The sequence below is a fragment of the Halomonas sp. B23F22_10 genome (assembly GCF_043496975.1).
GTDB classification, from domain to species: domain Bacteria; phylum Pseudomonadota; class Gammaproteobacteria; order Pseudomonadales; family Halomonadaceae; genus Halomonas; species Halomonas smyrnensis.
In genome coordinates this window covers 228,634-251,665 of sequence record NZ_JBIEKF010000001.1, presented here as the reverse complement: position 1 = coordinate 251,665, position 23,032 = coordinate 228,634, and the positions used below count along the sequence as shown (strand labels likewise).

At 68.8% G+C, this 23,032-nt stretch carries 21 protein-coding genes; 13 read left to right on the top strand and 8 right to left on the bottom strand.

The window, feature by feature from the left end:
- The first annotated feature begins 13 nt into the window (after positions 1-13).
- The 6 genes from purB (at position 14) to ACGTNF_RS01060 (ending at position 6,758) form a co-directional block, all read left to right on the top strand.
- Entirely contained in the window at positions 14-1,393 is a 1,380-nt protein-coding gene (gene purB, locus ACGTNF_RS01085; RefSeq protein ID WP_394600032.1) for an adenylosuccinate lyase, read from the top strand.
- A 311-nt stretch (positions 1,394-1,704) separates the two neighbouring features.
- Positions 1,705-2,889, top strand: a complete 1,185-nt coding sequence (locus ACGTNF_RS01080; protein ID WP_394600031.1) for a ribosomal protein uL16 3-hydroxylase — start codon at positions 1,705-1,707, stop codon at positions 2,887-2,889.
- Between the two features lie 18 nt (positions 2,890-2,907).
- Positions 2,908-3,339 carry a GNAT family N-acetyltransferase gene (locus ACGTNF_RS01075; RefSeq protein WP_394600030.1) on the top strand — a complete coding sequence of 144 codons (432 nt, stop codon included), beginning with the start codon at positions 2,908-2,910 and terminating at the stop codon, positions 3,337-3,339.
- A 371-nt stretch (positions 3,340-3,710) separates the two neighbouring features.
- Positions 3,711-5,309 (top strand): isocitrate lyase, encoded by a 1,599-nt coding sequence (locus ACGTNF_RS01070; protein WP_394600029.1) that lies wholly within the window; start codon positions 3,711-3,713, stop codon positions 5,307-5,309.
- A 481-nt stretch (positions 5,310-5,790) separates the two neighbouring features.
- Positions 5,791-6,009: a hypothetical protein gene (locus tag ACGTNF_RS01065; RefSeq protein WP_394600028.1), complete on the top strand. Its 219-nt coding sequence runs from the start codon at positions 5,791-5,793 to the stop codon at positions 6,007-6,009.
- 281 nt (positions 6,010-6,290) lie between these two features.
- Positions 6,291-6,758 (top strand): outer membrane lipoprotein, encoded by a 468-nt coding sequence (locus tag ACGTNF_RS01060; protein ID WP_394600026.1) that lies wholly within the window; start codon positions 6,291-6,293, stop codon positions 6,756-6,758.
- An 81-nt stretch (positions 6,759-6,839) separates the two neighbouring features.
- Here ACGTNF_RS01060 and ACGTNF_RS01055 read toward each other — a convergent pair whose 3' ends face one another.
- Complete coding sequence (locus ACGTNF_RS01055) at positions 6,840-7,121, bottom strand: hypothetical protein (protein ID WP_152478559.1); 282 nt, start codon at positions 7,119-7,121, stop codon at positions 6,840-6,842.
- Between the two features lie 207 nt (positions 7,122-7,328).
- Between ACGTNF_RS01055 and ACGTNF_RS01050 the strand changes: the two genes are divergently transcribed.
- Positions 7,329-7,811 carry an FKBP-type peptidyl-prolyl cis-trans isomerase gene (locus ACGTNF_RS01050; RefSeq protein WP_016855956.1) on the top strand — a complete coding sequence of 161 codons (483 nt, stop codon included), beginning with the start codon at positions 7,329-7,331 and terminating at the stop codon, positions 7,809-7,811.
- A gap of 93 nt (positions 7,812-7,904) precedes the next feature.
- Here the strand turns inward: ACGTNF_RS01050 and ACGTNF_RS01045 are convergent, their stop codons facing one another.
- Together ACGTNF_RS01045 and ACGTNF_RS01040 are read right to left on the bottom strand one after the other, a co-directional pair.
- Positions 7,905-8,531 carry a CDP-alcohol phosphatidyltransferase family protein gene (locus ACGTNF_RS01045; RefSeq protein ID WP_016855955.1) on the bottom strand — a complete coding sequence of 209 codons (627 nt, stop codon included), beginning with the start codon at positions 8,529-8,531 and terminating at the stop codon, positions 7,905-7,907.
- Positions 8,531-10,792 carry a dihydrolipoyl dehydrogenase family protein gene (locus ACGTNF_RS01040; protein WP_394600025.1) on the bottom strand — a complete coding sequence of 754 codons (2,262 nt, stop codon included), beginning with the start codon at positions 10,790-10,792 and terminating at the stop codon, positions 8,531-8,533. Before ACGTNF_RS01040 ends, ACGTNF_RS01045 begins: the two co-directional genes overlap by 1 nt.
- 141 nt (positions 10,793-10,933) lie before the next feature.
- Here ACGTNF_RS01040 and msrA point away from each other — a divergent pair, with 141 nt between their 5' ends.
- Entirely contained in the window at positions 10,934-11,575 is a 642-nt protein-coding gene (msrA, locus tag ACGTNF_RS01035) for a peptide-methionine (S)-S-oxide reductase MsrA (protein ID WP_394600024.1), read from the top strand.
- Here the strand turns inward: msrA and ACGTNF_RS01030 are convergent.
- Positions 11,497-12,762: an MFS transporter gene (locus ACGTNF_RS01030; RefSeq protein ID WP_394600023.1), complete on the bottom strand. Its 1,266-nt coding sequence runs from the start codon at positions 12,760-12,762 to the stop codon at positions 11,497-11,499. The two genes, msrA and ACGTNF_RS01030, sit on opposite strands and share 79 nt — an antisense overlap.
- Positions 12,763-12,848: 86 nt before the next feature.
- On the opposite strand from ACGTNF_RS01030, the gene ACGTNF_RS01025 reads away from it, so the two are divergent.
- Positions 12,849-13,727: a LysR family transcriptional regulator gene (locus ACGTNF_RS01025; protein ID WP_394600022.1), complete on the top strand. Its 879-nt coding sequence runs from the start codon at positions 12,849-12,851 to the stop codon at positions 13,725-13,727.
- Between the two features lie 9 nt (positions 13,728-13,736).
- Here the strand turns inward: ACGTNF_RS01025 and ACGTNF_RS01020 are convergent, their stop codons facing one another.
- Positions 13,737-14,351 (bottom strand): C40 family peptidase, encoded by a 615-nt coding sequence (locus tag ACGTNF_RS01020; protein WP_394600021.1) that lies wholly within the window; start codon positions 14,349-14,351, stop codon positions 13,737-13,739.
- Between the two features lie 85 nt (positions 14,352-14,436).
- Positions 14,437-16,899: a DUF1266 domain-containing protein gene (locus tag ACGTNF_RS01015; protein ID WP_394600019.1), complete on the bottom strand. Its 2,463-nt coding sequence runs from the start codon at positions 16,897-16,899 to the stop codon at positions 14,437-14,439.
- Positions 16,900-17,093: 194 nt separating this feature from the next.
- On the opposite strand from ACGTNF_RS01015, the gene ACGTNF_RS01010 reads away from it, so the two are divergent.
- Positions 17,094-18,539 carry an NAD-dependent succinate-semialdehyde dehydrogenase gene (locus ACGTNF_RS01010; RefSeq protein ID WP_394600018.1) on the top strand — a complete coding sequence of 482 codons (1,446 nt, stop codon included), beginning with the start codon at positions 17,094-17,096 and terminating at the stop codon, positions 18,537-18,539.
- Between the two features lie 33 nt (positions 18,540-18,572).
- Positions 18,573-19,865, top strand: coding sequence for an aspartate aminotransferase family protein (locus ACGTNF_RS01005; protein WP_152478552.1), 1,293 nt, complete (start codon positions 18,573-18,575; stop codon positions 19,863-19,865).
- Between the two features lie 90 nt (positions 19,866-19,955).
- On the opposite strand, the gene ACGTNF_RS01000 is transcribed toward ACGTNF_RS01005, so the two are convergent.
- Positions 19,956-20,198: a GlsB/YeaQ/YmgE family stress response membrane protein gene (locus ACGTNF_RS01000; RefSeq protein WP_016855946.1), complete on the bottom strand. Its 243-nt coding sequence runs from the start codon at positions 20,196-20,198 to the stop codon at positions 19,956-19,958.
- 70 nt (positions 20,199-20,268) lie between these two features.
- On the bottom strand, positions 20,269-20,817 hold the full coding sequence (locus tag ACGTNF_RS00995; RefSeq protein ID WP_394600017.1) for a DUF924 family protein: 549 nt from the start codon (positions 20,815-20,817) through the stop codon (positions 20,269-20,271).
- Positions 20,818-20,915: 98 nt separating this feature from the next.
- On the opposite strand from ACGTNF_RS00995, the gene ACGTNF_RS00990 reads away from it, so the two are divergent.
- Together ACGTNF_RS00990 and ACGTNF_RS00985 are read left to right on the top strand one after the other, a co-directional pair.
- The gene (locus ACGTNF_RS00990; protein ID WP_394600016.1) at positions 20,916-21,134 is read left to right on the top strand and encodes a hypothetical protein; all 219 of its coding nucleotides are present in this window, start codon (positions 20,916-20,918) and stop codon (positions 21,132-21,134) included.
- Positions 21,135-21,287: 153 nt separating this feature from the next.
- Positions 21,288-22,880: a solute:sodium symporter family transporter gene (locus tag ACGTNF_RS00985; protein WP_394600015.1), complete on the top strand. Its 1,593-nt coding sequence runs from the start codon at positions 21,288-21,290 to the stop codon at positions 22,878-22,880.
- Positions 22,881-23,032: the final 152 nt, after the last annotated feature.

Genomic DNA, 23,032 nt, shown 5'->3' with positions numbered 1-23,032 from the left:
CCGGAATGCGACCATGCAGCCCAAGTCACTCCCCCTGACCGCCCTCACCGCCCTCTCTCCCGTCGACGGCCGCTATGGCAGCAAGGCCGAGGCCCTGCGCGAGCACTTCAGCGAGTTCGGCCTGATCCGAGCCCGCGTCATCGTCGAGGCCCGCTGGCTGCAGCGCCTGGCCGAGCAGCCGCAGATCACCGAGGTGCCGCCGCTCTCCGCCGGGGCCACCGCGGCACTGGACGCCATGGTCCGCGACTTCTCCGTGGAAGATGCCGAGCGCATCAAGGACATCGAGCGCACCACCAACCATGACGTCAAGGCGGTCGAGTACTTCATCAAGGAGCGCATTGCCGAGACGCCCGAGCTGCACGCCATCACCGAATTCGTGCACTTCGCCTGCACCAGCGAGGACATCAACAACCTGTCCCACGCGCTGATGCTGCGCGGCGGCCTGGATGCGCTGCTGCCGGTGATGCACCAGGTGGCCGACGAGGTGGCCCGCCTGGCCGAGGAACACGCCGACCAACCGATGCTGTCACGCACCCACGGCCAGACCGCCAGCCCCACCACCCTCGGCAAGGAGATGGCCAACGTCGCCTACCGGCTGCGTCGCCAGCTCAAGCAGATCGAGAGCGTGGAGCTGTTCGGCAAGATCAACGGCGCCGTGGGCAACTACAACGCCCACCTGGCGACCTACCCGGAGGTCGACTGGGAAGCCAACGCCCGCACCTTCGTCGAGGGCCTGGGCCTGACCTTCAACCCCTACACCACCCAGATCGAGCCGCACGACTACATCGCCGAGCTGTTCGACGCCGTGTGCCGCTTCAACACCGTGCTGATCGACTTCGACCGCGACGTCTGGGGCTACATCTCGCTGGGCTACTTCAAGCAGAAGACCGTGGCCGGCGAGATCGGCTCCTCGACCATGCCGCACAAGGTCAACCCGATCGACTTCGAGAACTCCGAGGGCAACCTGGGGCTGTCCAACGCCGTGCTGGGTCACCTGGCCGAGAAGCTGCCGATCTCCCGCTGGCAGCGCGACCTGACCGACTCTACCGTGCTGCGCAACCTGGGCGTCGGCATGGCCTACGCGCTGGTGGCCTACCAGGCCTCGCTGAAGGGCATCGGCAAGCTCGAGGCCAACCCGGCCCGCCTGGCCGAGGATCTCGACAACAGCTGGGAAGTGCTGGCCGAACCGATCCAGACCGTGATGCGTCGCTACGGCATCGAGAAGCCCTACGAGAAGCTCAAGGAGCTGACCCGCGGCAAGCGCATCGACCAGGCCGGCTTCGCCGCCTTCATCGACACCCTGGAGCTGCCGGCCGAGGTGAAGGGCGAGCTCAAGCAGCTGACCCCGGCCAACTACATCGGCAACGCCGAGGCCCAGGCGCGCAACCTGTAAGCACCCGGCCGGTCAGCCGAACAGGGGCGGACATCGTAGCGATGCGATATCTACCCGGGGACGCTGACACCAGCGCAGCCGCGCGCGTGGCTCGCCAGGGATGGCGAGCCGGCTTCACCCGTGAGGGATTATGTTGTGAAGCGACGCGCAGGCGGCGAGCCCAGTGTCAGGGTTTCGTTCCCGGGATCGCGAGCACGAGGCCCGACTCTTAATCAGCCACGCCCCTCGTCAGCCGGCCACCACATGCTAGTATCCCGACAGGCGCCACTCGGCGCCTGTCGCCGTTTCATCCCTTCGCGAGCGCGAGCCTCATGTCACGACAGTCCCGAGACGAACCCCTCACCCTGCTCGGCGGCCGCACCGCCGCCGACTTCCTGCGCGACCACTGGCAGCGCCGGCCGCTGCTGATCCGAGGCGCCATCCCCGACTTCCAGAGCCCGCTCGAGCCCGACGAGCTCGCCGGCCTGGCCTGCGAGGACAACATCGAGGCGCGCCTGGTCGAGGAGCAAGGCCCCGACGGCCCCTGGCAGGTCAGCCATGGCCCCTTCAGTGATGCCACCTTCGCCCGCCTGCCGGAGCGGGACTGGACCCTGCTGGTCCAGGCCGTGGACCACTACGTGCCCGAGGTCGCCGAGCTGCTCGAGACCTTCGACTTCCTGCCCGGCTGGCGCCTCGACGACATCATGGTCAGCTACGCCCCGCCGGGCGGCAGCGTCGGCCCCCACGTCGACCAGTACGACGTCTTCCTGCTCCAGGCCAGCGGCCAGCGCCGCTGGCAGCTCGGCGGCAGGGTCGACGACGACGCCCCGATCCTCAAGGGCATCGACCTGCGCATCCTCGAGACCTTCGAGGTCGAGGCCGACGCCGACTGGGTGCTGGAACCGGGCGACATGCTCTACCTGCCGCCGGGCTGGGCCCATCACGGCGTCAGCCAGTCCAGCGACTGCATGACCTTCTCGGTAGGCTTCCGCGCCCCCTCCGCCGACGAGGCCGTGACCTCCTACGCCGACTACATCGGCGAGCAGCTGCCGCCCTCGCTGCGCTACGCCGATGCCGGCATGACGCCGCCCGCCGACGCGAGCGAGCTCGATGACGCGGCTCTCGAGCGCATGCGCGCACTGATCCTCGAGACCCTGGACGACCCGGCCCAGCTGGCCCAGTGGTTCGGCCGCGTGATGACCCAGCCCAAGTACGTCGACCAGCTGGTGGCCAGCGAGACGCCCACCGACCCGGACGACCTTGTCGCCGCACTACAGGACGGCGAGACGCTGGAACGCCCGCCCGGCTCGCGCTTCGCCTGGCGCGCGCTGGACGACGCACGCGCCACCCTGTTCGCCGACGGCGACGGCGTCGAGTGCTCGATCGCCCTGGCCCGCGCCCTGGCGGGCGGCGAGCCGGTCGACGCCGAGCTGCTGGCCTTCGACGACGCGCCGCGCGTGCTGACCCACCTGCTCGACGCCGGCAGCCTGGCCTGGTGGAACGACGAAGAAGAATGAACACGGAGGAGTGAGCGCATGAGCACCAGCGTCGAGATCCGCGAGGGCGACTGGCAGACCCTCGGCGAGGCGGCCGGCGAGATCCGCCGCGTCGTCTTCATCGAGGAGCAGGACGTGCCCAGGGACGAGGAATGGGATGGCCGCGATCCCGAGTGCCTGCACTTCCTGGCACTGGCCGACGGCCGCGCCCTGGGCACCGCCCGGCTGCTGCCCAACGGCCATATCGGCCGCGTCGCCGTGCTCGCCGAGGCGCGCGGCCTCGGCATCGGGCTGGCGCTGATGGAGGCGGCGATCGCCGCCGCCCGCCAGCGCGGCCTGCCCGCCGCCGAACTCGCCGCCCAGACCCATGCCCTGGCGTTCTACGAGCGACTCGGCTTCGAGGCCTTCGGCGAGACCTTCATGGAGGCCGGGATTCCGCACCGCAACATGGCGCTTCGCCTCGACGCCTGAGCGTTTTTCCCTTCCGTTTTCCGTCCCCACCGGGAAACCCGACTACAGGAATGGCGATTCCCGCCCCCGTCCTGTAGTCGGACTACAACCCTCGCTGCCCCCAAGGATCAATTGTTGAGCCGCGCCATGCCGGCCCATAGTGATATCCAAGGCGAGCGAGGGACGCCCGGCATCGACGCTTGTGCCATGTCGTCGCCGGGCACCTTCCTCTCTCGACGAGGTTCGACCAACACCCTAGAGACAGACTCGGGAAAGCGGACGAACCTGAAAGCGCTTCGCGGTCGCAGCATGAGGCTTCGTCGACACCAGACGGCAATCGCGCCGAGACGAGACCGGGCGACCTTCCCCCTGAAGGCAGAGAGGATGGCTCCATGGCAACGTTTCAAGATCAACTCAAGACCCTGGCCCAGCTGCGCGAAGGTCAGCGTGGCAAGTGGGACAACATCACCCCCGAGCATGCCGCCCGGCTGCGCGTCCAGAACCGCTTCCAGACCGGCCTGGACATCGCCCGCTACAACGCCCGGATCATGCGCGAGGACATGGCGGCCTACGACGGCGACACCGCGAAGTACACCCAGTCGCTGGGCTGCTGGCACGGCTTCATCGGCCAGCAGAAGATGATTTCCATCAAGAAGCACTTCGGCCACACCAAGGGCCGCTACCTGTACCTGTCGGGCTGGATGATCGCCGCCCTGCGCTCCGAGTTCGGCCCGCTGCCCGACCAGTCGATGCACGAGAAGACCAGCGTGCCGGCGCTGATCGAGGAGCTCTACACCTTCCTGCGCCAGGCCGACAGCTGGGAGCTCAACCACCTGTTCCGCGACCTGGAAGCGGCCCGCGAGGCCGGCGACAGCGCCCGGGTCGCCGAGCTCGAAGGCAAGATCGACAACTTCGAGACCCACGTGGTGCCGATCATCGCCGACATCGACGCCGGCTTCGGCAACGCCGAGGCGACCTACCTGCTGGCCAAGAAGATGATCGAGGCCGGGGCCTGCTGCCTGCAGATCGAGAACCAGGTCTCCGACGAGAAGCAGTGCGGCCACCAGGCCGGCAAGGTCACCGTCCCGCACGAGGACTTCATCGCCAAGCTCAATGCCGTGCGCTACGCCTTCCTGGAGCTCGGCGTGGAAGACGGCGTGATCGTCGCCCGCACCGACTCCCTGGGCGCCGGCCTGACCCAGAAGATCGCCGTCAGCCACGCGCCGGGCGACCTGGGCGACCAGTACAACGCCTTCCTCGACGGCGACGAGATCGCCTCCGCGGACGACATCGCCAACGGCGACGTGGTGATCAAGCAGGACGGCAAGCTGGTCAAGGTCAAGCGCCTGGCCTCCGGCCTCTACCAGTTCAAGCCTAACACCGGCGAGGACCGGGTGGTGCTGGACTGCATCACCAGCCTGCAGAACGGCGCCGACCTCTTGTGGATCGAGACCGAGAAGCCCCACGTCGGCCAGATCAAGGGCATGGTGGACCGCGTGCGCGAGGTCTGCCCGGACGCCAAGCTGGTCTACAACAACTCACCGTCCTTCAACTGGACGCTGAACTTCCGCCAGCAGGTGTTCGACGCCTGGGAGGCCGAGGGCCGCGACGTCAGCGCCTTCGACCGCGCCGACCTGATGAACGCCGAGTACGACGCCACCGAGCTGGGTCGCCAGGCCGACGAGTGGACGCAGAACTTCCAGCGCGACGCCGCCCGCGAGGCCGGCATCTTCCACCACCTGATCACCCTGCCGACCTACCACACCGCGGCCCTGTCCACCGACAACCTGGCCAAGGGATACTTCGGCGACGAAGGCATGCTGGCCTACGTGGCGGGCGTGCAGCGCCGCGAGATCCGCGAAGGCATCGCCACCGTCAAGCACCAGGACATGGCCGGCTCCAACATCGGCGACGACCACAAGGAGTTCTTCCACGGCGAGGCGGCGCTCAAGGCCGGCGGCAAGGACAACACCATGAACCAGTTCGGCTGATCGAGCGCCGCGACGACACGGCGACAGGACCCTCGGGGAGGCTTCGGCCTCCCCTTTTTGCTGCTGGCCCGCCCGACGCGCGCGCCTCTGGCGCCGTCTACTGCCCTGTGTCCCTCGCCGCTTGGCTCTCGTTCCGCGACCCGCGAATCGCGCTTCTGAAGGATGCCGACAACAAGCGCGACGATTCTTACACGATGTAGTCGGGTTACAACGCCGGCTGCGGCCAAGGAGGCATGGTCGATTCTGCCGTGCTGCACCATAGTCAACTCACAGCGCAGGACAACGCGTCGCTACCCCGACCGGCGACCTGCTCTGAAAGCTACAACGAAGGCGCTTTCACGATGATCCAGGCGCCGTAGGCGATGGTCTTTCCAAGCTTGTGACCACTTCGCGACTGCAGCACCGGGCGCTTACCCGGCCCGGCATGAGTAGCAAACGCCCATCACGCCATCGACGATGGCCACCGCACGAGGTGTTACACATGAACTGCATCGAACTGAGCCACCAAGCCGACCTCATTGCCAGCACGTTCAGCAAGCAGGAACTCGCCAAGCTGGTGCTGGCCCTGAAAGGCAACCGGGAATCCCTGCAGCACGCCGTCGAGGTGATCGACACCGTCGACAGCCGCGCGGGCTACTCCCTCGACGATGCCTGGGACGAGGTACTGACCGGCGACACGACACAGCTCGAAGAGGAGTGAGGCGGAAAGGAAGTCGCCTGGAGCGGAATGACTCGCCTTCCCGGTACCTGGCTTGACTAGCCATTGCCCATCCCGCTCGGCGGGGTGGGCTTTTTCATGCCCGACGGCGTCGAATGACGCGATGCCCTTCGCCGCTGCACCTCTTCGCCTTTCACTGGTCAAAGCTTCCATCCACAGGCAGGCTATCAGGCAAAGGCGAGCGCGCCCGCCGCGCCATGCCCACGGAAGCCATACGGCGAGACGCCCCCGGCGTCGCTCACCGACTCGCAAGGAGGTCACCCATGAAGCGTTTTCTTCCCCTCGTCGCCCTCGGCGCCCTGACCCTGGCGGGCTGCGCCAACACCTCGCCCTACTCGGGCAACGTCTACACCGGCAATCAGGCTCAGGTCGCGCAGAACGTGAGCGTGGGCACCATCACCGCCATGCGGCGGGTGCAGATCCAGGCCGACGATCAGAACAGCGGCGCACTCGGCGGCCTCGGCGGCGCCGTCATCGGCGGCCTGCTGGGCAATCAGATCGGCGGCGGCTCGGGCCGGACCCTGGCCACCGCGGCCGGCGCCATCGGCGGCAGCGTGGCCGGCAAGAAGTTCGAGGACAGCGCCAACCGCACGGATGCCTGGGAGCTCGAGATCCGCAAGCAGACCGGCCAGACCGTGGTGGTGGTGCAGAAGGCCGACCAGCCGTTCCAGGTCGGTCAGCAGGTGCGCCTGATCGGCACCGGCAGCCGCGTCAGCGTGGCGCCCTACTGAGCCCCGACGATTCGACCACGCCCAACGCAAAAGGCCCGCGGCAGACGCCGCGGGCCTTGTCGATCGCAGGCGATGCCTTCCTCAGTGGAAGTTGGCCTTGCGCATCGCCCAGCACGCCAGCTTGCCGCCCACCAGCGCGATCACCGCGATGATGATCAGCGTCAGCAGCAGGTCCACCGGCCGCACGATGGCGGTGGCGCCCAGCACGGCGATGGCCGGGCTCCAGACCCAGCGGTCGTCGTCGCTGCGCAGCACGGCGGGAATCAGCTTGTCGAGCCCCGCGCTGACAGAGGCCTCCCAGCGGCTCAGGCACAGGAAGAGGATCACGGCAAAGGCGATCAGCCAGATGACGGTCACGGTCATGGAGGGTCTCCAACAGGGAACGAAGGACAAGGGGAATAGATGTCGCAGCAAAGGGTATCCCTGCCTTCGGAAGCACGCAACCACGGGACATGGCGTGAATCGCGCTCAGGATCGTCCCGGGCAAGCTGAAAAATCTCCTTGCGCCACTGACAGTCCCCGGGAAGCCACGTTACCATGCGCGCACACGCACTCATCGATAGGTTCATCATGCAAATCGCACAGAACGCCGTTGTGGCCTTCCACTACACCCTGACCAATGACGCAGGGGAAGTGCTGGACAGCTCGGAAGGCCGTGAGCCGCTGACCTACCTCCACGGCGCCGGCAACATCATCCCGGGCCTCGAGAAGGAAATGGAAGGCCGTGCGGCTGGCGACAAGCTCCAGGCCAAGGTCGCGCCTGAAGAAGGCTACGGCGAAGTCCAGCCGCAGCTGGTGCAAGAAGTCCCGCGCGACGCCTTCCAGGGCGTCGAGAGCATCGAGCCGGGCATGCAGTTCCAGGCGCAGACCCAGGGCGGCCCGCTGATGGTCACCGTGACCCAGGTCGAAGGCGACACCGTCACCGTCGACGGCAACCACCCGCTGGCCGGCCAGACCCTGAACTTCGACGTCGAGATCGCCGAAGTCCGCGAGGCCAGCCAGGAAGAGGTCGAGCACGGCCACGTCCACGGCGAAGGTGGCCACGAGCACTAAGCTCGCCGCCAGCCAGGACGAAAGAGGGGCAGCCCATGGGCTGCCCCTTTTTCATGCCCGCCCGATACCTGCCAAGCGGTCAGCCGCCCCGACTCACTCCGAGGCCGGCATCGCCTTGAGGGTCAGGTAGCCGCCTGCCAGCCGGGTCGCGGTGGTGATCAGGCAAGCCGCCGCGAAGAGACCGGCTAACAGCGGAAAGTGCGCCGGCCACAGGCAGAAGCTCACCAGCGCCAGCACCGTCTCGGTGCCCTCGGTGAGGCCGTTCAGATAGTAGAAGGCCTTGCGCGGAAAGCGCGGCCGGTCCAGCGCGTGGCGGGCGGCCATGATGGCGAAGGCCAGGAAGGAGGTGCCGGTGCCGATGAAGGCGAACAGCAACAGGCTCGCGGCCAGGGCGTTGGCCCCCGGATCGGCCAGGGCGAAGCCCAGCACCACCGCCGCATAGAAGACGAAGTCCAGGCCGATGTCGAGAAAGCCCCCGGCATCGCTGTCATGATCGGTCAGTCGCGCCAGGGTACCGTCCAGGCCGTCGCCCAGCCGGTTGAGCAGAATCGCCACGAGCGCCGCGCCGTAGGCCTCCATGGCCAGCAGCGGTAGCGCCAGCATCCCGACCGCGAAGGCCGCGACGGTCACCTGGTCCGGCCGCACGCCGGCCGTCGCCAGCCCCCGGGCCAGCCATCTCAGCGGCCGCTGGGTCAGCGGCATGGTCCAGCGATCGAGCATCAGGCCTCCCTTTTCTCATTCGCACCGTGCTTGTCCGACGGCTCGCTTCCCGTCGCATCGCGATCCGCCCTGCCCGGGGCGTTCGACGCCTGCCCCTTGCCGCGTCGCCAGGCGAAGTAGCGCTGAAGCCAGCCCAGCACGCGCTCCGGCTTGTGGGCGTTCTTCCATACGCCCGCCGTGGCCTTCACCGCCTCGCTGTGGGTCGGGTAGGGATGGATGGTGCCCAGCAGCTTGTTGAGGCCGATGCCATGGGTCATGGCCAGGGTGAACTCGGCCAGCATCTCCCCCGCCCCCGGACCGACGATGGTCGCGCCCAGCAGGCGGTCGCGACCGGGGACGGTCAGCACCTTGACGAAGCCGCGGGTCTGGCCCTCGGCGATGGCCCGGTCCAGCTCGCTCAGCGGGTAGTGGGTCACCTCGACCGCCACGCCCTGCTGCTCGGCCTCGCGCTCGTTGAGGCCGACCCTCGCCACTTCCGGGTCGGTGAAGGTCACCGCCGGCAGGGCCCGGTAGCTCACGCGGAAGCGCTTGAACTCGCCGAACAACGCATTGACCGTGGCGTGCCAGGCCTGGTGGGCGCTGGCGTGGGTCAGCTGATAGGGACCGGCGACGTCGCCACAGGCCCAGACATTGGGCAGCACGCTCTGCAGCGCCTCATCCACGGCCAGGGTGCCGTTGGCACGCGTCTCGACCCCCAGCGCCTCGAGGCCCAGCCCCTCGACGTTGGCCTGGCGCCCCACCGCCACCAGCAGGTGGCTGAAGGGCAGCCGCTCGAGGTGCGCCTCGCCGTGGTCGTCCTGGTACTCGACCTCCAGCAGGTGTCCGCCGTGATCGTCGGGCAACACCCGCCGCGCCCGGGTGGCGAGGCGTACCGCGACCCCCTCCTCGGCGAGGCCCGCCTCGACCTCATCGGCCACGTCGCGATCCTCCCGAGGCAATAGCTGCTCGCCCATCTCGACGAGCGACACTCGACTGCCCAGCCGGGCGAAGCTCTGCCCCAGTTCGCAGCCGATCGGTCCGCCGCCCAGCACCACCAGCCGCTCGGGGAGCGCCTCGAGCCGCCAGAGGTTGTCCGAGGTCAGCACCTCGATGGCCTCGAGCCCCGGCAGCGACGGCACCCGGGGACGAGCCCCGCTGGCGATGATCACGTGGCGCGTGGTGATGACCCGCTCCGTCTCGCCCTCGCGGATCCGCACCCGCCAGGGGTCGTCGAGGACGGCGTCGCCGGCGATCACCTCCACCCCGAGCCCCTCGTAGCGCTCGCGACTGTCGTGGGGCTCCACCTCGCGGATGGCCCGGTGGACGTGATCCATCACCGCGCGGAAGTCCACCTCGGGCTCGCCGGCGGTGACGCCGTAGCCCGGCGCCTCGCGGATCTCGCGGGTGAGACGGGCGGCGCGAATCAGCGCCTTGGAGGGGACGCAGCCGGTGTTGAGGCAGTCGCCGCCCAGCCGGTGACGCTCGACCAGCGCTACCTTCGCCTTCACCGCCGAGGCGATGTAGCTCGCGACCAGCCCCGCCGAGCCTCCCCCGATCACCACGACGTCCTGATCGAAGCGGGCCGGACGCGCGAAGCGACGCGTCAGCTGGCGCCGCTTGCCGATGGCCACCAGGCCCCGGGCCAGCCAGGGGAAGAGGCCGATCAGCACGAAGGAGCCGATCAGGCCCGGCGAGAGGATGCCACCCAGCGACTCCAGCTGGCCGAGCTGCCGGCCCGCATTCACGTAGACCGCGGTGCCGGGCAGCATGCCCAGCTGGCTGACCCAGTAGAAGGTGGTGAGCCGCATGCGGCTCAGGCCCAACACCAAGTTGATCACGAAGAAGGGAAAGAGCGGGATCAGCCGCAGGGTGAAGAGATAGAAGGCCCCCTCGCGCTCGATCCCCGCGTTGATGCGCGAAAGCTGGGCAGCGAACCGCCGCTCGAGCGGCTCGCGGGCCAGGGTGCGGGCGATCAAGGCGGCCAGGGTGGCGCCCAGGCTGCTGGCGAACGAGATCAGCAGCAGCCCCCAGCCGAAACCGAACAGCGCGCCGCCGAGCAGCGTCAACAGCACGGCGCCGGGCAACGACAGCGCCGCCATGGCCACGTAGATCAGGAAGAAGCCACCGGCCACCGTCAACGGGTCCTCGGCCAGCCAGGCCTGGAAGCGAACCTGCTCGGCCTTGAGGTTGTCGAGTGTCAGTGCCTGATCGGCACCAGAAAGAAAGAAGCCGGCGAAGACGAGGGCAATGAGGCACAGCAGTATCAGGCGTCGCTTGGTCAAGTGGGTCTCCCTGTTCCATGGTGGGGTATCGCGTCTTGAGTCGACGCCACCCCGCTCTCCTTACATCCGGTTCCACTACATCGTGTAAGGACGGACGGCCATGGCCGACTACCCTACACGCTGCCCTTAACGAGGTCTTTCATGATGACAGTCAACACGCTCCTTCGCCCTGCCGCCCTGCCCTTGCTGCTCCTCGCCTCCGGCCTTTCGGCCCCCGCCTGGAGTGCCGACGGCGACGCCCCCGACACGCAAAGCGCGATATTCGGCGGCGGTTGCTTCTGGTGCGTGGAGCAGGCCTACGACAAGGTCGACGGGGTGGTGGCGACGATATCGGGCTATTCCGGCGGGGAGGTCGAATCGCCCAGCTACGAGCAGGTCTCCGCCGGCGACACCGGCCATATCGAGGTGGTGAAGGTCGAATACGATCCCGATGTGGTCGACTATCGCGCCCTGTTGCACGTGTTCTGGCGCAACATCGACCCCTTCACCGTGGACCGCCAGTTCTGCGACCGGGGCCGTCCCTATCAGAGCGCCCTCTTCCCGATGGACGCCGAGCAGCGCGCCATGGCCGAGGCCAGCCGCGACGCCGTGGCCGAGCGCTTCGATCGCGAAATCGGCGCCGAGATTCTCGACTTCGAGGCCTTCTACCCGGCCGAGGACTACCATCAGGACTACTACGAGAAGAACCCGGTGCGCTACAACTTCTACAAGTCGGCCTGCGGACGTTCCGACCGCCTCGCGGAGGTCTGGGGCGACGAGGCCGAAGCCTCCGCCATGCCCTGAGTCGACGGCTCGGCGGCTGCCCTGCGTCGCAGCCGCCAGGCCAGCGTCAGGGTCACCATCAGCACCAGGCCGCCGCCCACCAGGACTCCCGGCCATGCCCCCGCGCGCCAGAACGGCTCGAGCCACAGGCCACCGAGGCTCGCCCCCAGGTAGTAGAAGACCAGGTAGAGGGCCGAGGCGCTGCCGCGCGCGCGCCGGGCCCGTCGACCCACCCAGCCCGAGGCCATGGAGTGAGCCAGGAAGAAACCGAAGGCCGCGAGGGTAAGCCCCACCAGAATGACCGCCAGGGAGGGTGCCAGCGTCATCGCCATGCCCGCCGCCAGCAGCAGCGTGCCAAGCGCCATGCAGGTCGGCGGCGCGGCCCGCCTTGCCAGACGCCCGGACAGCGAGGACCCCAGGGTTCCGCCCAGATAGGTCAGGAACAAGAGCCCCAGCCAGCGCGCATCCAGCGAGAAGGGCGCGGCCGACAGCCGAAAGGTCAGGTAGCTGTAGAGGTTGATGAACACCAGGAAATTGAGCCCGCCCAGCAGATAGGCCCCGCGTAGGTCGGGCTGGCGCAGATGGCCGGCCAGATCGCCGAGCGCCTCGCTCAATCGGAAGCGTCGCGGCGCGAAGCCCCGAGCCGACGGCAGCAACCGCCAGAACAGCGCCACCCCGACCAGCGTCAGGCTGCCGACCGTGAGAAAGCTTGCCGGGATCCCGGCCACTTCCGCGACCCAGCCGCCGATCACGCGACCGGCGATGCCGCCCAGCGAGTTGGCGGCGATGTAGAGCCCCACCGCCGGCAGCATGGCCGAGCGCTCGAACTCATCGCCCATCCAGGCGATGGCCACCGCCGGCAATCCCCCCAGCACGAAGCCCTGCAGCACACGCAGGCTCAGCAGCACCTCGAAGTTCGGCGCCAGCCCCTGGACCAGCGACAGCCCACCGGCCGCGAGCAGGGTCAGGCGCATGATGCCGCCGCGGCCGATGGCATCGGACAACGGGCCGAAGACCAGCAAGGCCGCGGCCAGCGACAGCGTCGCCAACGACATGGCCAGGTTGGCGACCAGGGTCGAGACGCCGTGCACCCGATGAAGCTCGGGCAGCAACGGCTGCACCGCGTAGAGATTCAGGAACACGAGGAAGGATCCCAGGCTCAGGGCCAGGGTCGCGCGCCACCAGGCGCGACTGTGAGCGTCGATCATGAGGGCCTCCGGTTGGCCGACCATGATCGAAGGCGCACAATGATAAGCCAAGCAGAAGTTAATGATCGAACTCATCGGATTGTCTTATGGCCCTGCCCTTCGACCTGCGCAGCCTCGGCGTCTTCCTGGCGGTGGTGGACCAGGGCGGCTTCAGCGCCGCCGCCCGTTCGCTGCACCTGGTCCAGTCCGCGGTCAGCCAGACCGTCGCCAACCTGGAGCATCGCCTCGAGCTCACCCTCTTCCACCGTCACGAACGGCGTATCGGCCTGACCGCCGAGGGCGAAGCGCTGGTCGAGCACGCCCGCGACCTGCTGGCCCGGGCCGAGGCGGCCGAACTGGCCATGCGGGAGCTGCACGGGCTGGTGAAGGGCGAACTGCGCATCGGCATTCCCTCAATGCTGGGCTCCTACTATTTCCCGCCGCTGCTGATGGGCTTCAAGGAACGCCATCCGGGCATCCGGCTGACGGTGGTGGAGGCCGGCGCGCGCCGCCTGCAGCGCATGATCGCCGCGGGCGAGCTGGACCTGGGCGTGGTGATCGACGACGGCGAGAGCCGCCATCTGACGCGGCGACCGCTGGCCCGGGAGGAGATGGTGGTGTGCGTGCCCCGGGAGCATCCCTTCGCCGGGCGGGATCACGTCACGCCCGAGGCCTTCTTCGCCGAGCCGCTGGTGCTGTTCCAGGACGGCTACTTCCATCGCGAGTTCATCGACGCCCTGGCGCGTGACACCGGCGCCAGCGCCAATGTGGCCTTCGAGTCGAACCTGATTCCGCTGACCAAGGCCATCGTGCGCCAGGGCTACGGCATCACCACCTTTCTCAGGCGCGTGGTCGAGGAAGCAGAGCTGGCGGCGGTGCCCTTCGACCCGCCGGCCTGGCTGGCGCTGTCGCTGGCCTGGAAGGAAGGCGCCTACCTGTCCCGGGCGGAACAGGCGTTCGTGGAATTCGCGCTGGAGAACCGCTAGGGCGAGGCCTCAGCCCTCGCCGCGATCGTACTGGATATCGTCGAGGCGCTGGGCCAGATGCACGTCGTCCAGCGGGCGGCGCGCCTGCCAGTAGTAGTGGCGCCAGTAGCGGTTGTCGAGGGAGGAGATCTTGACGCCGCGGGAGGTCGAGGCGTGAAGGAAGCGCCCCTGTCCCACGTAGATGCCGACGTGGTGGTAGTAGCCGGGCGGCTGGAAGAACACCAGATCGCCGGGCCGCAGGGCGTCGCGCGACACCGACTCGCCCTCGCGGAGCTGCTGGGTGGTGGTGCGCGGCAGCTCCAGGCCGAAGGCCTCGGCGAACACGCGCTGCACCAGGGCGGAGCAGTCGATGCCGCGGCGGGTGGTGCCGCCGAGCCGGTAGGGGGTGCCGAGCCAGCGTTCGTGCTCGTCGAGCAGCGCCTGGCGCACCTGGGCCGGCGGCGGATGACGCAGCCCTCGCAGCTCGAGGACAGGATTGTCGACCGGCGACATCTGACCGGGCAGCCCCGGCATGTCACGGGCGAAATAGTCGTCCACCGGCGCCTTCGTGCCGCCGCTGCCGGCACAGCCGGTCAGCAGCAGCAGCGTCATGCCTGCGAGTGAAGCGCGACTCCAGGTCGGCATCCCTGTTCCCCTTCCCGTCCTTGAACACCAGTGATCATCGAGCCGGCCAGTGCCGGCAATCACGCATCATACCCAGCGCGAGGGTTTAATGCAGCTGTCGGCCGTCACCGGGAAGCGTGTCCACGTGCATCGGCGCCCAGTGACGCGGGCGCGCGCCGGGGAAATCCAGGCTCGCCCAGGCACCGGCCATGGGGGGCGCGGCGGACAGCCAGCTCACCAGCGCCTGTCGGAAGCCGCCGAGGAAGGCCTCGCGCTCCGGCGTCTCGCCCATGAAGAAGGAGAAGCCGGCGAGCAGGCCGCGGGCGTACTCTTCCCAGCCGCCGTAGTGACGAGCGGCCAGGGCGTGGGCCCGGCCCAGGAAGGCCAGGAAGTCGCTCTCCGTGAGCCAGCCGAGCTGGCGTCCGGCGATCGCCAGGTCCACCGCCTGGGCCAGATCCCAGGCGGTCATGTCGAGCTCGTTGCAGCCGTCCTCGCCCTCCCGCACGCGGATCAGGCGCAGCAGATGGTTGCGCTCCTCCTCGCTGCACTCGCCGGACTCCAGGGTGGCGATCTCCGACAGCAGCCGGCTGCGGTTGAGCGTGTAGGGAGCATAGTTGATCTGGTATTCCTGGCGGTCGCCCGCCTCCAGCAGGTAGTCCACGAAGTCGGTGAGCTCGGCGGCCGTATGCAAGGCGTAGTGGCCGTCGACCCACTCGCGGATCGAGGCGCACTCGCGCTCGCTCTCCGGCTGGGGCAGGCTCCAGGCCGGGCTGTTCAGCGGCCCCACCAGCGCCATGGCGGTGAAATGCGACAGGCTCGGCCGTGGACCGGGCTCCTGCCACTCGCCGCCGGTCCAGTCCAGCCAGTGGAACAGGCTGCCGGGATCGTCCTGGTGCCAGCGGATCTCGGCCACCAGCGACGGCTGCTCGGGCTCGGGCAGCAGCGCCTCCCACTGCGCCCAGGCCGCCAGCAGGCGCCGCGGGCTGGTGTAGAAGCGGCTCAGCGACCCGTGCAGGGCCCGGGTCAGCTCCGCCAGCCGAGCGCTATCGAACAACCCGCTGTCCATGGCCATCTGCAGGTGAAACGCATACTTCTCGGCCATGTGAATGGTCGCCGCGTGGCGGCTGGCCTGGCCCAGGGCATCGCGGTCGGCCAGGTCCTGCTTGCCGGGCCGGCCGAACGGCGTGGCGGCCGTCGACAGGGCGCCGTGGGCGCCGTCCGCCGCCAGCTGGTTGAGATGATGCGCCTGGGCCGGCAGCCAGTAGCGCGAGAGCGCCTCCGGGCCCTCGTCGGCGTGCAGGTCGAGGGTCTCGGCGAGATAGCGGCGGGCGTCCTGCCGGCGCGTCTCCGGCAGCGTCGGCGCCACGCCCTGGCGCAGCGACAGTTCCGGCTCGCGCACCGCGGCCAGCGCCAGCACCCAGTGCCCGGGATCGCGTCGCCAGTCGCGCATCGCCCGACGCGAGGCCTCGAGCTGAGCCTCGTCGACGACCTCCCCCAGCGGCGTGCGCCAGGGGCTGACCGGCGACTGCAGCAGCAGCGCCCAGTCGGCGTCGAAGGCGCCGCGCAGATCGCGGGCCTCGAACAGGCTGCGGCCGCGCTGATAGGCGCGGGCCAGCGCCACCCAGTCGCTGTAGCGATGCATCGCGAGATCGGCGCCGTGAAGCGCGAAGTGGCGCGCCTCCTCGTCGCTCAGCCAGCCGAGGCACAGGCCGGCCCAGGCCAGATCGACCAGGCGCAACCAGTCCCAGGCCGCCCACTCCAGCGGCTCGCCGCTCTCGACCATGGTCAGCAGCACGCGACCGGCCGACTGGTCGCGGGGCGCCAGCCCCTCCCACCAGGCCCGGCGCTCCTCGGCGGCCGCCGACAGCAGGCGGGTGGCGTCCAGGTCCCAGGCCTGACGATCGCCCTGGGAGGCCAGCCACAGCAGCACCCGGATCAGCTCGTCGCGGCCCTGGATCTGCCAGGCCTCGGTCAGCCAACCCTCGACGCCCTGCCAGTCGAGGGGCGCGGCCCGCGCCTCGAGCACGGGGCTGAAGGCCGCGCGCAGCCGCCATACCCGGTCGGCCTCGTCGTCCGGCCACAGCGGCTGCTCGCGGCGCGAATCGGCCAGCCACTCGTGCATCATCTCCCAGGTGACGCCCTCGCCCTGACGCTCGAGGGCGGCCAGGGCGTCGCAGGCCTCGCTGAAGCCGTCGTCGCCCTGTACCCAGCCCACGGCGCTGCGCGCGCGGCACAGCGCGTCCAGCCAGGCATCCAGACCGTGGTAGCGGCTGCCGATCTCCTCGGCGAGACGCCGCGCCCAGGCCCGGGCACGATCCGCGCCGAGCCAGCCGGCGGCGCCGGCCAGGGCCGCGAGCTCCAGCGCCGCGAGCAGGCGCGTCGGATCGGCCTCGCCGCCGGCGCCGAACGCCTCCAGCAGGCGCCAGCCCAGCTCGCTGCGGTCGACGACCCCCAGCCCCTCCAGACGCGCCTCGGCCACCTCGGCCTCCAGCGTCAGGGGATCGGGAGCGAAGGCCCAATCACACAGCACCAGCTGCTGGGCCCACCAGGCATTCAGGGGATCGACCAAGGCTCACCTCGCCACACAAGCAAACGTTCGAATCGGCGCCTAGGCGCCGCGGGGAATTTGGCGACATAGTGTAACGGAAAGCGCCGCCAACGCCGATGCTCGAAAGCGTTCGCGGGGGAAGTCGTATCGGGGCTTGGCGCGGTGTTTTAAATAATGCACACTCGTCAATCATAACACTCCCCGAGGGATTACCGATGTTTTCCGAAGGCGACCTGCTGATCGACAAGGCCTACGTGGCCGGCCAGTGGCGCGAGACCGAACGCCGCTTCCCCGTGACCGACCCCGCCACCGGCGAGGTGCTGGCCGAGGTGGCGGACCTGACCGCCGATGACGCCCGCGACGCCGTGGCCGCCGCCGACGCCGCCTGGCCGGCCTGGCGCCGCCAGACCGCCAAACAGCGCGCCGCCCTGCTGCGCGGCTGGTACGAGCGCATCATGGCCCACCAGGAGACCCTGGCACGGCTGATGACCCGCGAACAGGGCAAGCCGATCGGCGAGTCCCGCGGCGAGGTGGCCTACGGCGCCAGCTTCGTGGAGTACTACGCCGAGGAAGCCAAGCGCGTGGCCGGCGAGACGCTGCCGGGCCACGGCGCCGACAAGCGCATCCTGGTGATGCGCGAGCCGATCGGCGTGATGGCCGCGATCACGCCGTGGAACTTCCCGCTGGCGATGATCACCCGCAAGTGCGCCCCGGCCCTGGCCGCCGGCTGCCCGGTGGTGATCAAGCCCGCCGAGGCCACGCCGCTGACCGCCCTGGCACTGGCCAGGCTGGCCGAGGACGCCGGCTTCCCGGCGGGCGTGATCAACGTGGTGACAGCGGCCCGCCCGGCCGAGATCGGCGAGGTGCTGACCACCGATCCCCGCGTGCGCAAGGTGTCCTTCACCGGCTCCACGCCGGTCGGCAAGACGCTGCTGGCCCAGTGCGCCGGCACCGTCAAGAAGGCCTCCATGGAGCTCGGCGGCAACGCGCCCTTCATCGTCTTCGACGACGCCGACCTGGACGCCGCCGTGGAAGGCGCCATCGCCTCCAAGTTCCGCAACGCCGGCCAGACCTGCGTGTGCACCAACCGCTTCCTGGTGCAGGACGGCGTCTACGACGCCTTCATCGAGAAGCTGGCCGCGCGCATGGCCGAGCTCAAGGTCGGCAACGGCCTCGAGGAAGGCGTCTTCCAGGGCCCGCTGATCAACGCCGCGGCGGTGGACAAGGTCCAGTCGCACATCAGCGATGCCCTCGAGCACGGCGGGCGCCTGGTATGCGGCGGCGAGCCCCACGCCCTCGGCGGCTCCTTCTTCCAGCCGACCCTGATCGCCGACGTCACCGCCGAGATGAAGGTGGCCACCGAGGAGACCTTCGGCCCGCTGGCGCCGGTGTTCCGCTTCCACGACGACGAGGAAGCGATCGCCATGGCCAACGCCACCGAATTCGGCCTGGCCGCCTACTTCTATGCTCGCGACTACCAGCGCATCTGGCGCACCATGGAAGGGCTGGAATACGGCATGGTCGCCGTCAACGAGGGCCTGCTCTCCACCGAGCTGGCGCCGTTCGGCGGCGTCAAGGAATCCGGCCTCGGACGCGAGGGCTCGCGTCACGGCCTGGATGAGTACACTGAACTAAAATACGTCTGTGTCGGCGGGCTCTGAGGCCCTATCGCTCTCTCAACAGGAGTCGTCTCCATGAACAACGCACAACTCAACGAGCTCAAGCAGCGCTATGTCGCCAGCGGCGCCGCCAGCCCGGCCACCCAGTTTGCCGACCGGGCCGAGAATGCCCTGATCTGGGACGCCGACGGCAACCGCATCATCGACTTCGCCGGCGGCATCGGCGTGCTCAACATCGGCCATCGCCATCCCAAGGTGGTGCAGGCGGTCAAGGACCAGCTGGACAAGGTGATGCACACCTGCCAGACCGTGATGCCCTACGAGGGCTACGTGAAGGTGGCCGAGAAGCTCAGCCAGGTGACCCCGGTGCGCGGTCACGGCAAGGTGATGCTTGCCAACTCCGGGGCCGAGGCACTGGAGAACGCCGTCAAGGTGGCACGCGCCGCCACCGGCCGCGACAACGTGATCTGCTTCACCGGCGGCTATCACGGCCGCACCTTCATGACCATGGCCATGAACGGCAAGGTCGCGCCCTACGCCACCGACTTCGGCAGCATGCCGGGCAACGTCTTCCGCGCGCCCTACCCGGTGCCGAGCGAGGGCGTCAGCGACGAGGACGCGCTGCGCGGGCTGAAGATGGCGCTGAAGACCGACGCCAATCCGAAGGACACCGCGGCCATCGTGCTCGAGCCGGTGCTCGGCGAAGGCGGCTTCCATGCGGCGTCGCCGGGCTTCCTGAAGGCCGTGCGTGAGCTGTGCGACGAGCACGGGATGCTGATGATCGTCGACGAGGTGCAGTCGGGCTTCGGCCGCACCGGCAAGCTGTTCGCCATCGAGCACAGCGGCGTCGAGCCGGACATCATCACCATGGCCAAGAGCATGGCGGACGGCATGCCGATCTCCGCCCTGGTCGGCACCGACAAGGTGATGGACGCCTCCGGCGGCAACTCGCTGGGCGGCACCTACACCGGCAGCCCGGTGTCCTGCGCCGCGGTGCTGGCGGTGCTGGAGGTGTTCGAGGAAGAGAATATCCTCGACAGGAGCCTGGCCCTGGGCGACAGGCTCGGCGCGCGCTTCGACCAGTGGGAGCAGGCCTTCGACTGCGTGGTGAACGGCCGCCACCTGGGCGCCATGGCCGCCTTCGATCTGGTCGCGGCCGACGGCAGCCCGGACGCCGACCTCGCCGGCGCGCTGTGCAAGAAGGCCCGCGAGAAGGGTCTGATCCTGCTGTCCTGCGGCCTGTGGGGCAACACCATCCGCTTCCTGATGCCGGTGACCATCGAGGACGAGGTGCTGGAAGAAGGCTTCTCGATCATCGAGGCGTGCCTGAAGGAGCTGGTCGGCAGCCAGGCCACCGCCACCGCCTGATCCTGCGCCAGCCCCGAACGCACGCCGCCCGGCCAGCTGGCCGGGCGGCGTGTTTCTGCGCGGGCCTGTCGGCGCGCTGAGCGCCTCGGGTCAGGCCTTCTTCACTTTCGCGATCACCCACAGCAATACCACCGCGCCGACGATGGCGGTGACCAGCGAGCCGATAAAGCCCCCCGCTTGCAGGCCCAAGAGACTGAAGAGGCCACCGCCGACCACTGCGCCGACGACCCCCACCCCGATATTGCCCAGCAGGCCGAAGCCGCCGCCGCGCATGATGTTGCCGGCGATCCAGCCCGCCAGTCCGCCGATGATCAACCAGGCGATGATGCTCATGGATATCTCCTTTTCCACTTCCTTGGGATGTGCCTGCCAGACTGCCGGCAGGCGGCGTCATAACGCAAGCTCAGAACGATGATCCGGGCCGGGCCAGGAAGGCCCGCTCTTCCTCGGTCGAGGCTCGCCCGAGGGCGGCGTTGCGATGCGGATAGCGGCCGAAGCGCTCGAGGATGTCGCGGTGCCGGCGCTCGGCGCGCAGGCTGCCCTCCAGGCCGGGCTGCTCGAACAGCCGCTGCGCCTCGTCGTGAACGGCCAGCGACTCGCTGTGCATGTAGGGCATATAAAGGAAGGCTCGCTCGCGTGCCGCAAGCGCTGCGTCATCCCCGGCGGCGACCGCCTCCCGGGCGAGTGCCAGTGCCCGGGCGTCGGCGGCATAGGCCTCGGCGCCGTCGCGATGAAGATGGCGCGAGAACTGATCCAGCACGATGATCTCGGCCAGCCGCCCGCGTGCCGTCTGCCGCCAGTCGCCGAGCTCGCCGCGGCGGGCGGCCTCCAGGGTCGTGGCGAAGCGGCGGCGCACCTCGTCATCGAGGGCGCTGTCCTTGCGGAACCACTGCGCCGGCGTCAGCTCCTCGAACCAGAAGGCGAGCACCTCGCCTGCAGTCTGGCCTACCATGGCGTCGCTGCCTCCCTGTGGCGGCGGGGTGGATATGCTCCCAGCATAGCAGCCCGCTCTCGATACCCGAACGACGCCCGATAACGCCCGGAGCCACCATGACCGCCTATCAGCTGATCTCGATGCTCGGCTATGCCTTCCACCTCGTCGGCCTGCTCGTCTGCCTCGGCGGGCTGAGCCTGGCCCGCCGGCCACGGCATCGCCGGCTGGGCCGGCTGCTGGCCGTCGCGGGATTCGGGATCGCCGCGACCCCACTGCTGGCGCAGCTGTTCGGCTGGGTGGAACCGACGCCGGCGGGCGTGGTGCCGCCTTCCTGAAAAAGGACTACTAACCGTTAGACGAAAGGCGTATGGCATGGGCAAGGCAGTCCCCTAGACTCCCCCGATCACTGTCGTAAGGTTAGCAAGAAAAACACGGCCCCCACGCGGCGACAACGCCAATGTGCGCCAGACATTAAGGATTTTTCCGATATGCACGCCCTCACCCTCGGCTCCTTCCTGTTCTTTACAGGTCTGGTGGCCTTCCTTACCTGGCGGATCACCCGCCGCGACGACCATTCCAGCACCAACGGCCTGTTCCTGGCCGGGCGCAGCCTGACCTTCCCGCTGATCGCCGGCTCTCTGCTGATGACCAACCTCTCCACCGAGCAGATGGTCGGCCTCAATGGCGCCGCCTTTGCCGATGGCCTGAGCGTGATGGCCTGGGAAGTGGTCGCGGTCATCGCCTTGGTGATGCTGGCGCTGTTCTTCCTGCCGCGCTTCCTGCGCAGCGGCATCGCCACAGTGCCCCAGCTGCTGGAGATCCGCTTCGACAAGGGCACGCAGCGCATCGCCAACGTGATCTTCCTGCTCGCCTATGCGGTGATCCTGCTGCCGATCATCCTCTACTCCGGCGCCATGGGCCTGCAGGGCATGCTCGACCTGCACGGCCTGACCGGTATCGAGTCCGACACCACCCTGCTGTGGCTGACCGTATGGCTGGTGGGCCTGATCGGCGCGGTCTATGCCCTGTTCGGCGGCCTGCGTACCGTCGCCGTGTCCGATACCCTGAACGGCATCGGCCTGCTGGTCGGCGGCTTCGTGATCGTCTACTTCGGCCTGCAGGCCGTCAGCGACGGCAATGGCGTGCTGGCCGGCTGGGACATCCTCAAGGAATCCCAGCCCGAGCGCCTGAACTCCATGGGCCGCGAGGACCAGCAGGTGCCCTTCGCCACCCTGTTCACCGGCGTGTTCCTGATCAACGTCTTCTACTGGACCACCAACCAGCAGATCATCCAGCGCACCTTCGCCGCCAAGAATCTGGCCGAGGGTCAGAAGGGCGTGCTGCTGACCGGCCTGTTCAAGCTGCTCGGCCCGCTGTATCTGGTACTGCCCGGCATCATCGCCTATCAACTGTATGCCGATCAGGGCATCCAGGCCGACGAGGCCTACGGCCACCTGGTGTTCAACGTCCTGCCGCCCTACCTCACCGGCTTCTTCGCCGCGGTGATGGTCGGCGCCATCCTGTCGTCGTTCAACTCGGCGCTGAACTCCACCACCACCCTGTTCAGCCTCGGCGTCTACAAGGGCGTGCTCAACAAGGACGCCAGCGAGGAGCAGGTGGTGCGCGCCAGCAAGACCTTCGGCTGGATCATGGCCCTGATCGCCATGACCATCGCCCCGTTGCTGGCCGGCCAGGAGAGCCTGTTTGGCTACCTGCAGAAGATGAACGCCATCTACTTCATCCCGCTGCTGGCGGTGGTGCTGGTCGGCCTGCTGACCAAGCGCGTGCCGGCCCTGGCGGCCAAGATCGCCCTGGTGGGCGGCTGCCTGCTGATCTTCGCCGGCTACTTCATCCCACCCTTCGACCGGCTGCCGCAGGTGATGCACGAGTTCCACTTCGTCGCCTCGGTGTTCGTGCTGCTGGTGGTGGCGATGCTGGTGATCGGCAAGCTGCGTCCGCGCGCCGAGGCCTGGGTCCACGAGGACAGCGGCGCCGTCGACCTGACCCCGTGGAAGGGCGCCGTGCCCGCCGGCATCGCGCTGGTGGTGCTGGTGATCGCCATCTACGCGGCCTTCGCCTGACGCCACGCCGGTTCCCCCGCCCCATGACGACGCCCCGCCCCGTGCGGGGCGTCGTTGTTTCGAGCCACGCCATGTCTCGATCGGTGGGAAACGGGGCGTTGTGGACACCGCCGCCGCTTTCATCGCCGCCACGGCGTCCCGCCGTCGGTCTA

Coding starts and splice junctions, on each gene's coding strand:
- purB (WP_394600032.1), top strand. CDS start 14: ATGCAGCCCAAGTCACTCCCCCTGACCGCCCTCACCGCCCTCTCTCCC.
- ACGTNF_RS01080 (WP_394600031.1), top strand. CDS start 1,705: ATGTCACGACAGTCCCGAGACGAACCCCTCACCCTGCTCGGCGGCCGC.
- ACGTNF_RS01075 (WP_394600030.1), top strand. CDS start 2,908: ATGAGCACCAGCGTCGAGATCCGCGAGGGCGACTGGCAGACCCTCGGC.
- ACGTNF_RS01070 (WP_394600029.1), top strand. CDS start 3,711: ATGGCAACGTTTCAAGATCAACTCAAGACCCTGGCCCAGCTGCGCGAA.
- ACGTNF_RS01065 (WP_394600028.1), top strand. CDS start 5,791: ATGAACTGCATCGAACTGAGCCACCAAGCCGACCTCATTGCCAGCACG.
- ACGTNF_RS01060 (WP_394600026.1), top strand. CDS start 6,291: ATGAAGCGTTTTCTTCCCCTCGTCGCCCTCGGCGCCCTGACCCTGGCG.
- ACGTNF_RS01055 (WP_152478559.1), bottom strand. CDS start 7,121: ATGACCGTGACCGTCATCTGGCTGATCGCCTTTGCCGTGATCCTCTTC.
- ACGTNF_RS01050 (WP_016855956.1), top strand. CDS start 7,329: ATGCAAATCGCACAGAACGCCGTTGTGGCCTTCCACTACACCCTGACC.
- ACGTNF_RS01045 (WP_016855955.1), bottom strand. CDS start 8,531: ATGCTCGATCGCTGGACCATGCCGCTGACCCAGCGGCCGCTGAGATGG.
- msrA (WP_394600024.1), top strand. CDS start 10,934: ATGATGACAGTCAACACGCTCCTTCGCCCTGCCGCCCTGCCCTTGCTG.
- ACGTNF_RS01030 (WP_394600023.1), bottom strand. CDS start 12,762: ATGATCGACGCTCACAGTCGCGCCTGGTGGCGCGCGACCCTGGCCCTG.
- ACGTNF_RS01025 (WP_394600022.1), top strand. CDS start 12,849: ATGGCCCTGCCCTTCGACCTGCGCAGCCTCGGCGTCTTCCTGGCGGTG.
- ACGTNF_RS01020 (WP_394600021.1), bottom strand. CDS start 14,351: ATGCCGACCTGGAGTCGCGCTTCACTCGCAGGCATGACGCTGCTGCTG.
- ACGTNF_RS01010 (WP_394600018.1), top strand. CDS start 17,094: ATGTTTTCCGAAGGCGACCTGCTGATCGACAAGGCCTACGTGGCCGGC.
- ACGTNF_RS01005 (WP_152478552.1), top strand. CDS start 18,573: ATGAACAACGCACAACTCAACGAGCTCAAGCAGCGCTATGTCGCCAGC.
- ACGTNF_RS01000 (WP_016855946.1), bottom strand. CDS start 20,198: ATGAGCATCATCGCCTGGTTGATCATCGGCGGACTGGCGGGCTGGATC.
- ACGTNF_RS00995 (WP_394600017.1), bottom strand. CDS start 20,817: ATGGTAGGCCAGACTGCAGGCGAGGTGCTCGCCTTCTGGTTCGAGGAG.
- ACGTNF_RS00990 (WP_394600016.1), top strand. CDS start 20,916: ATGACCGCCTATCAGCTGATCTCGATGCTCGGCTATGCCTTCCACCTC.
- ACGTNF_RS00985 (WP_394600015.1), top strand. CDS start 21,288: ATGCACGCCCTCACCCTCGGCTCCTTCCTGTTCTTTACAGGTCTGGTG.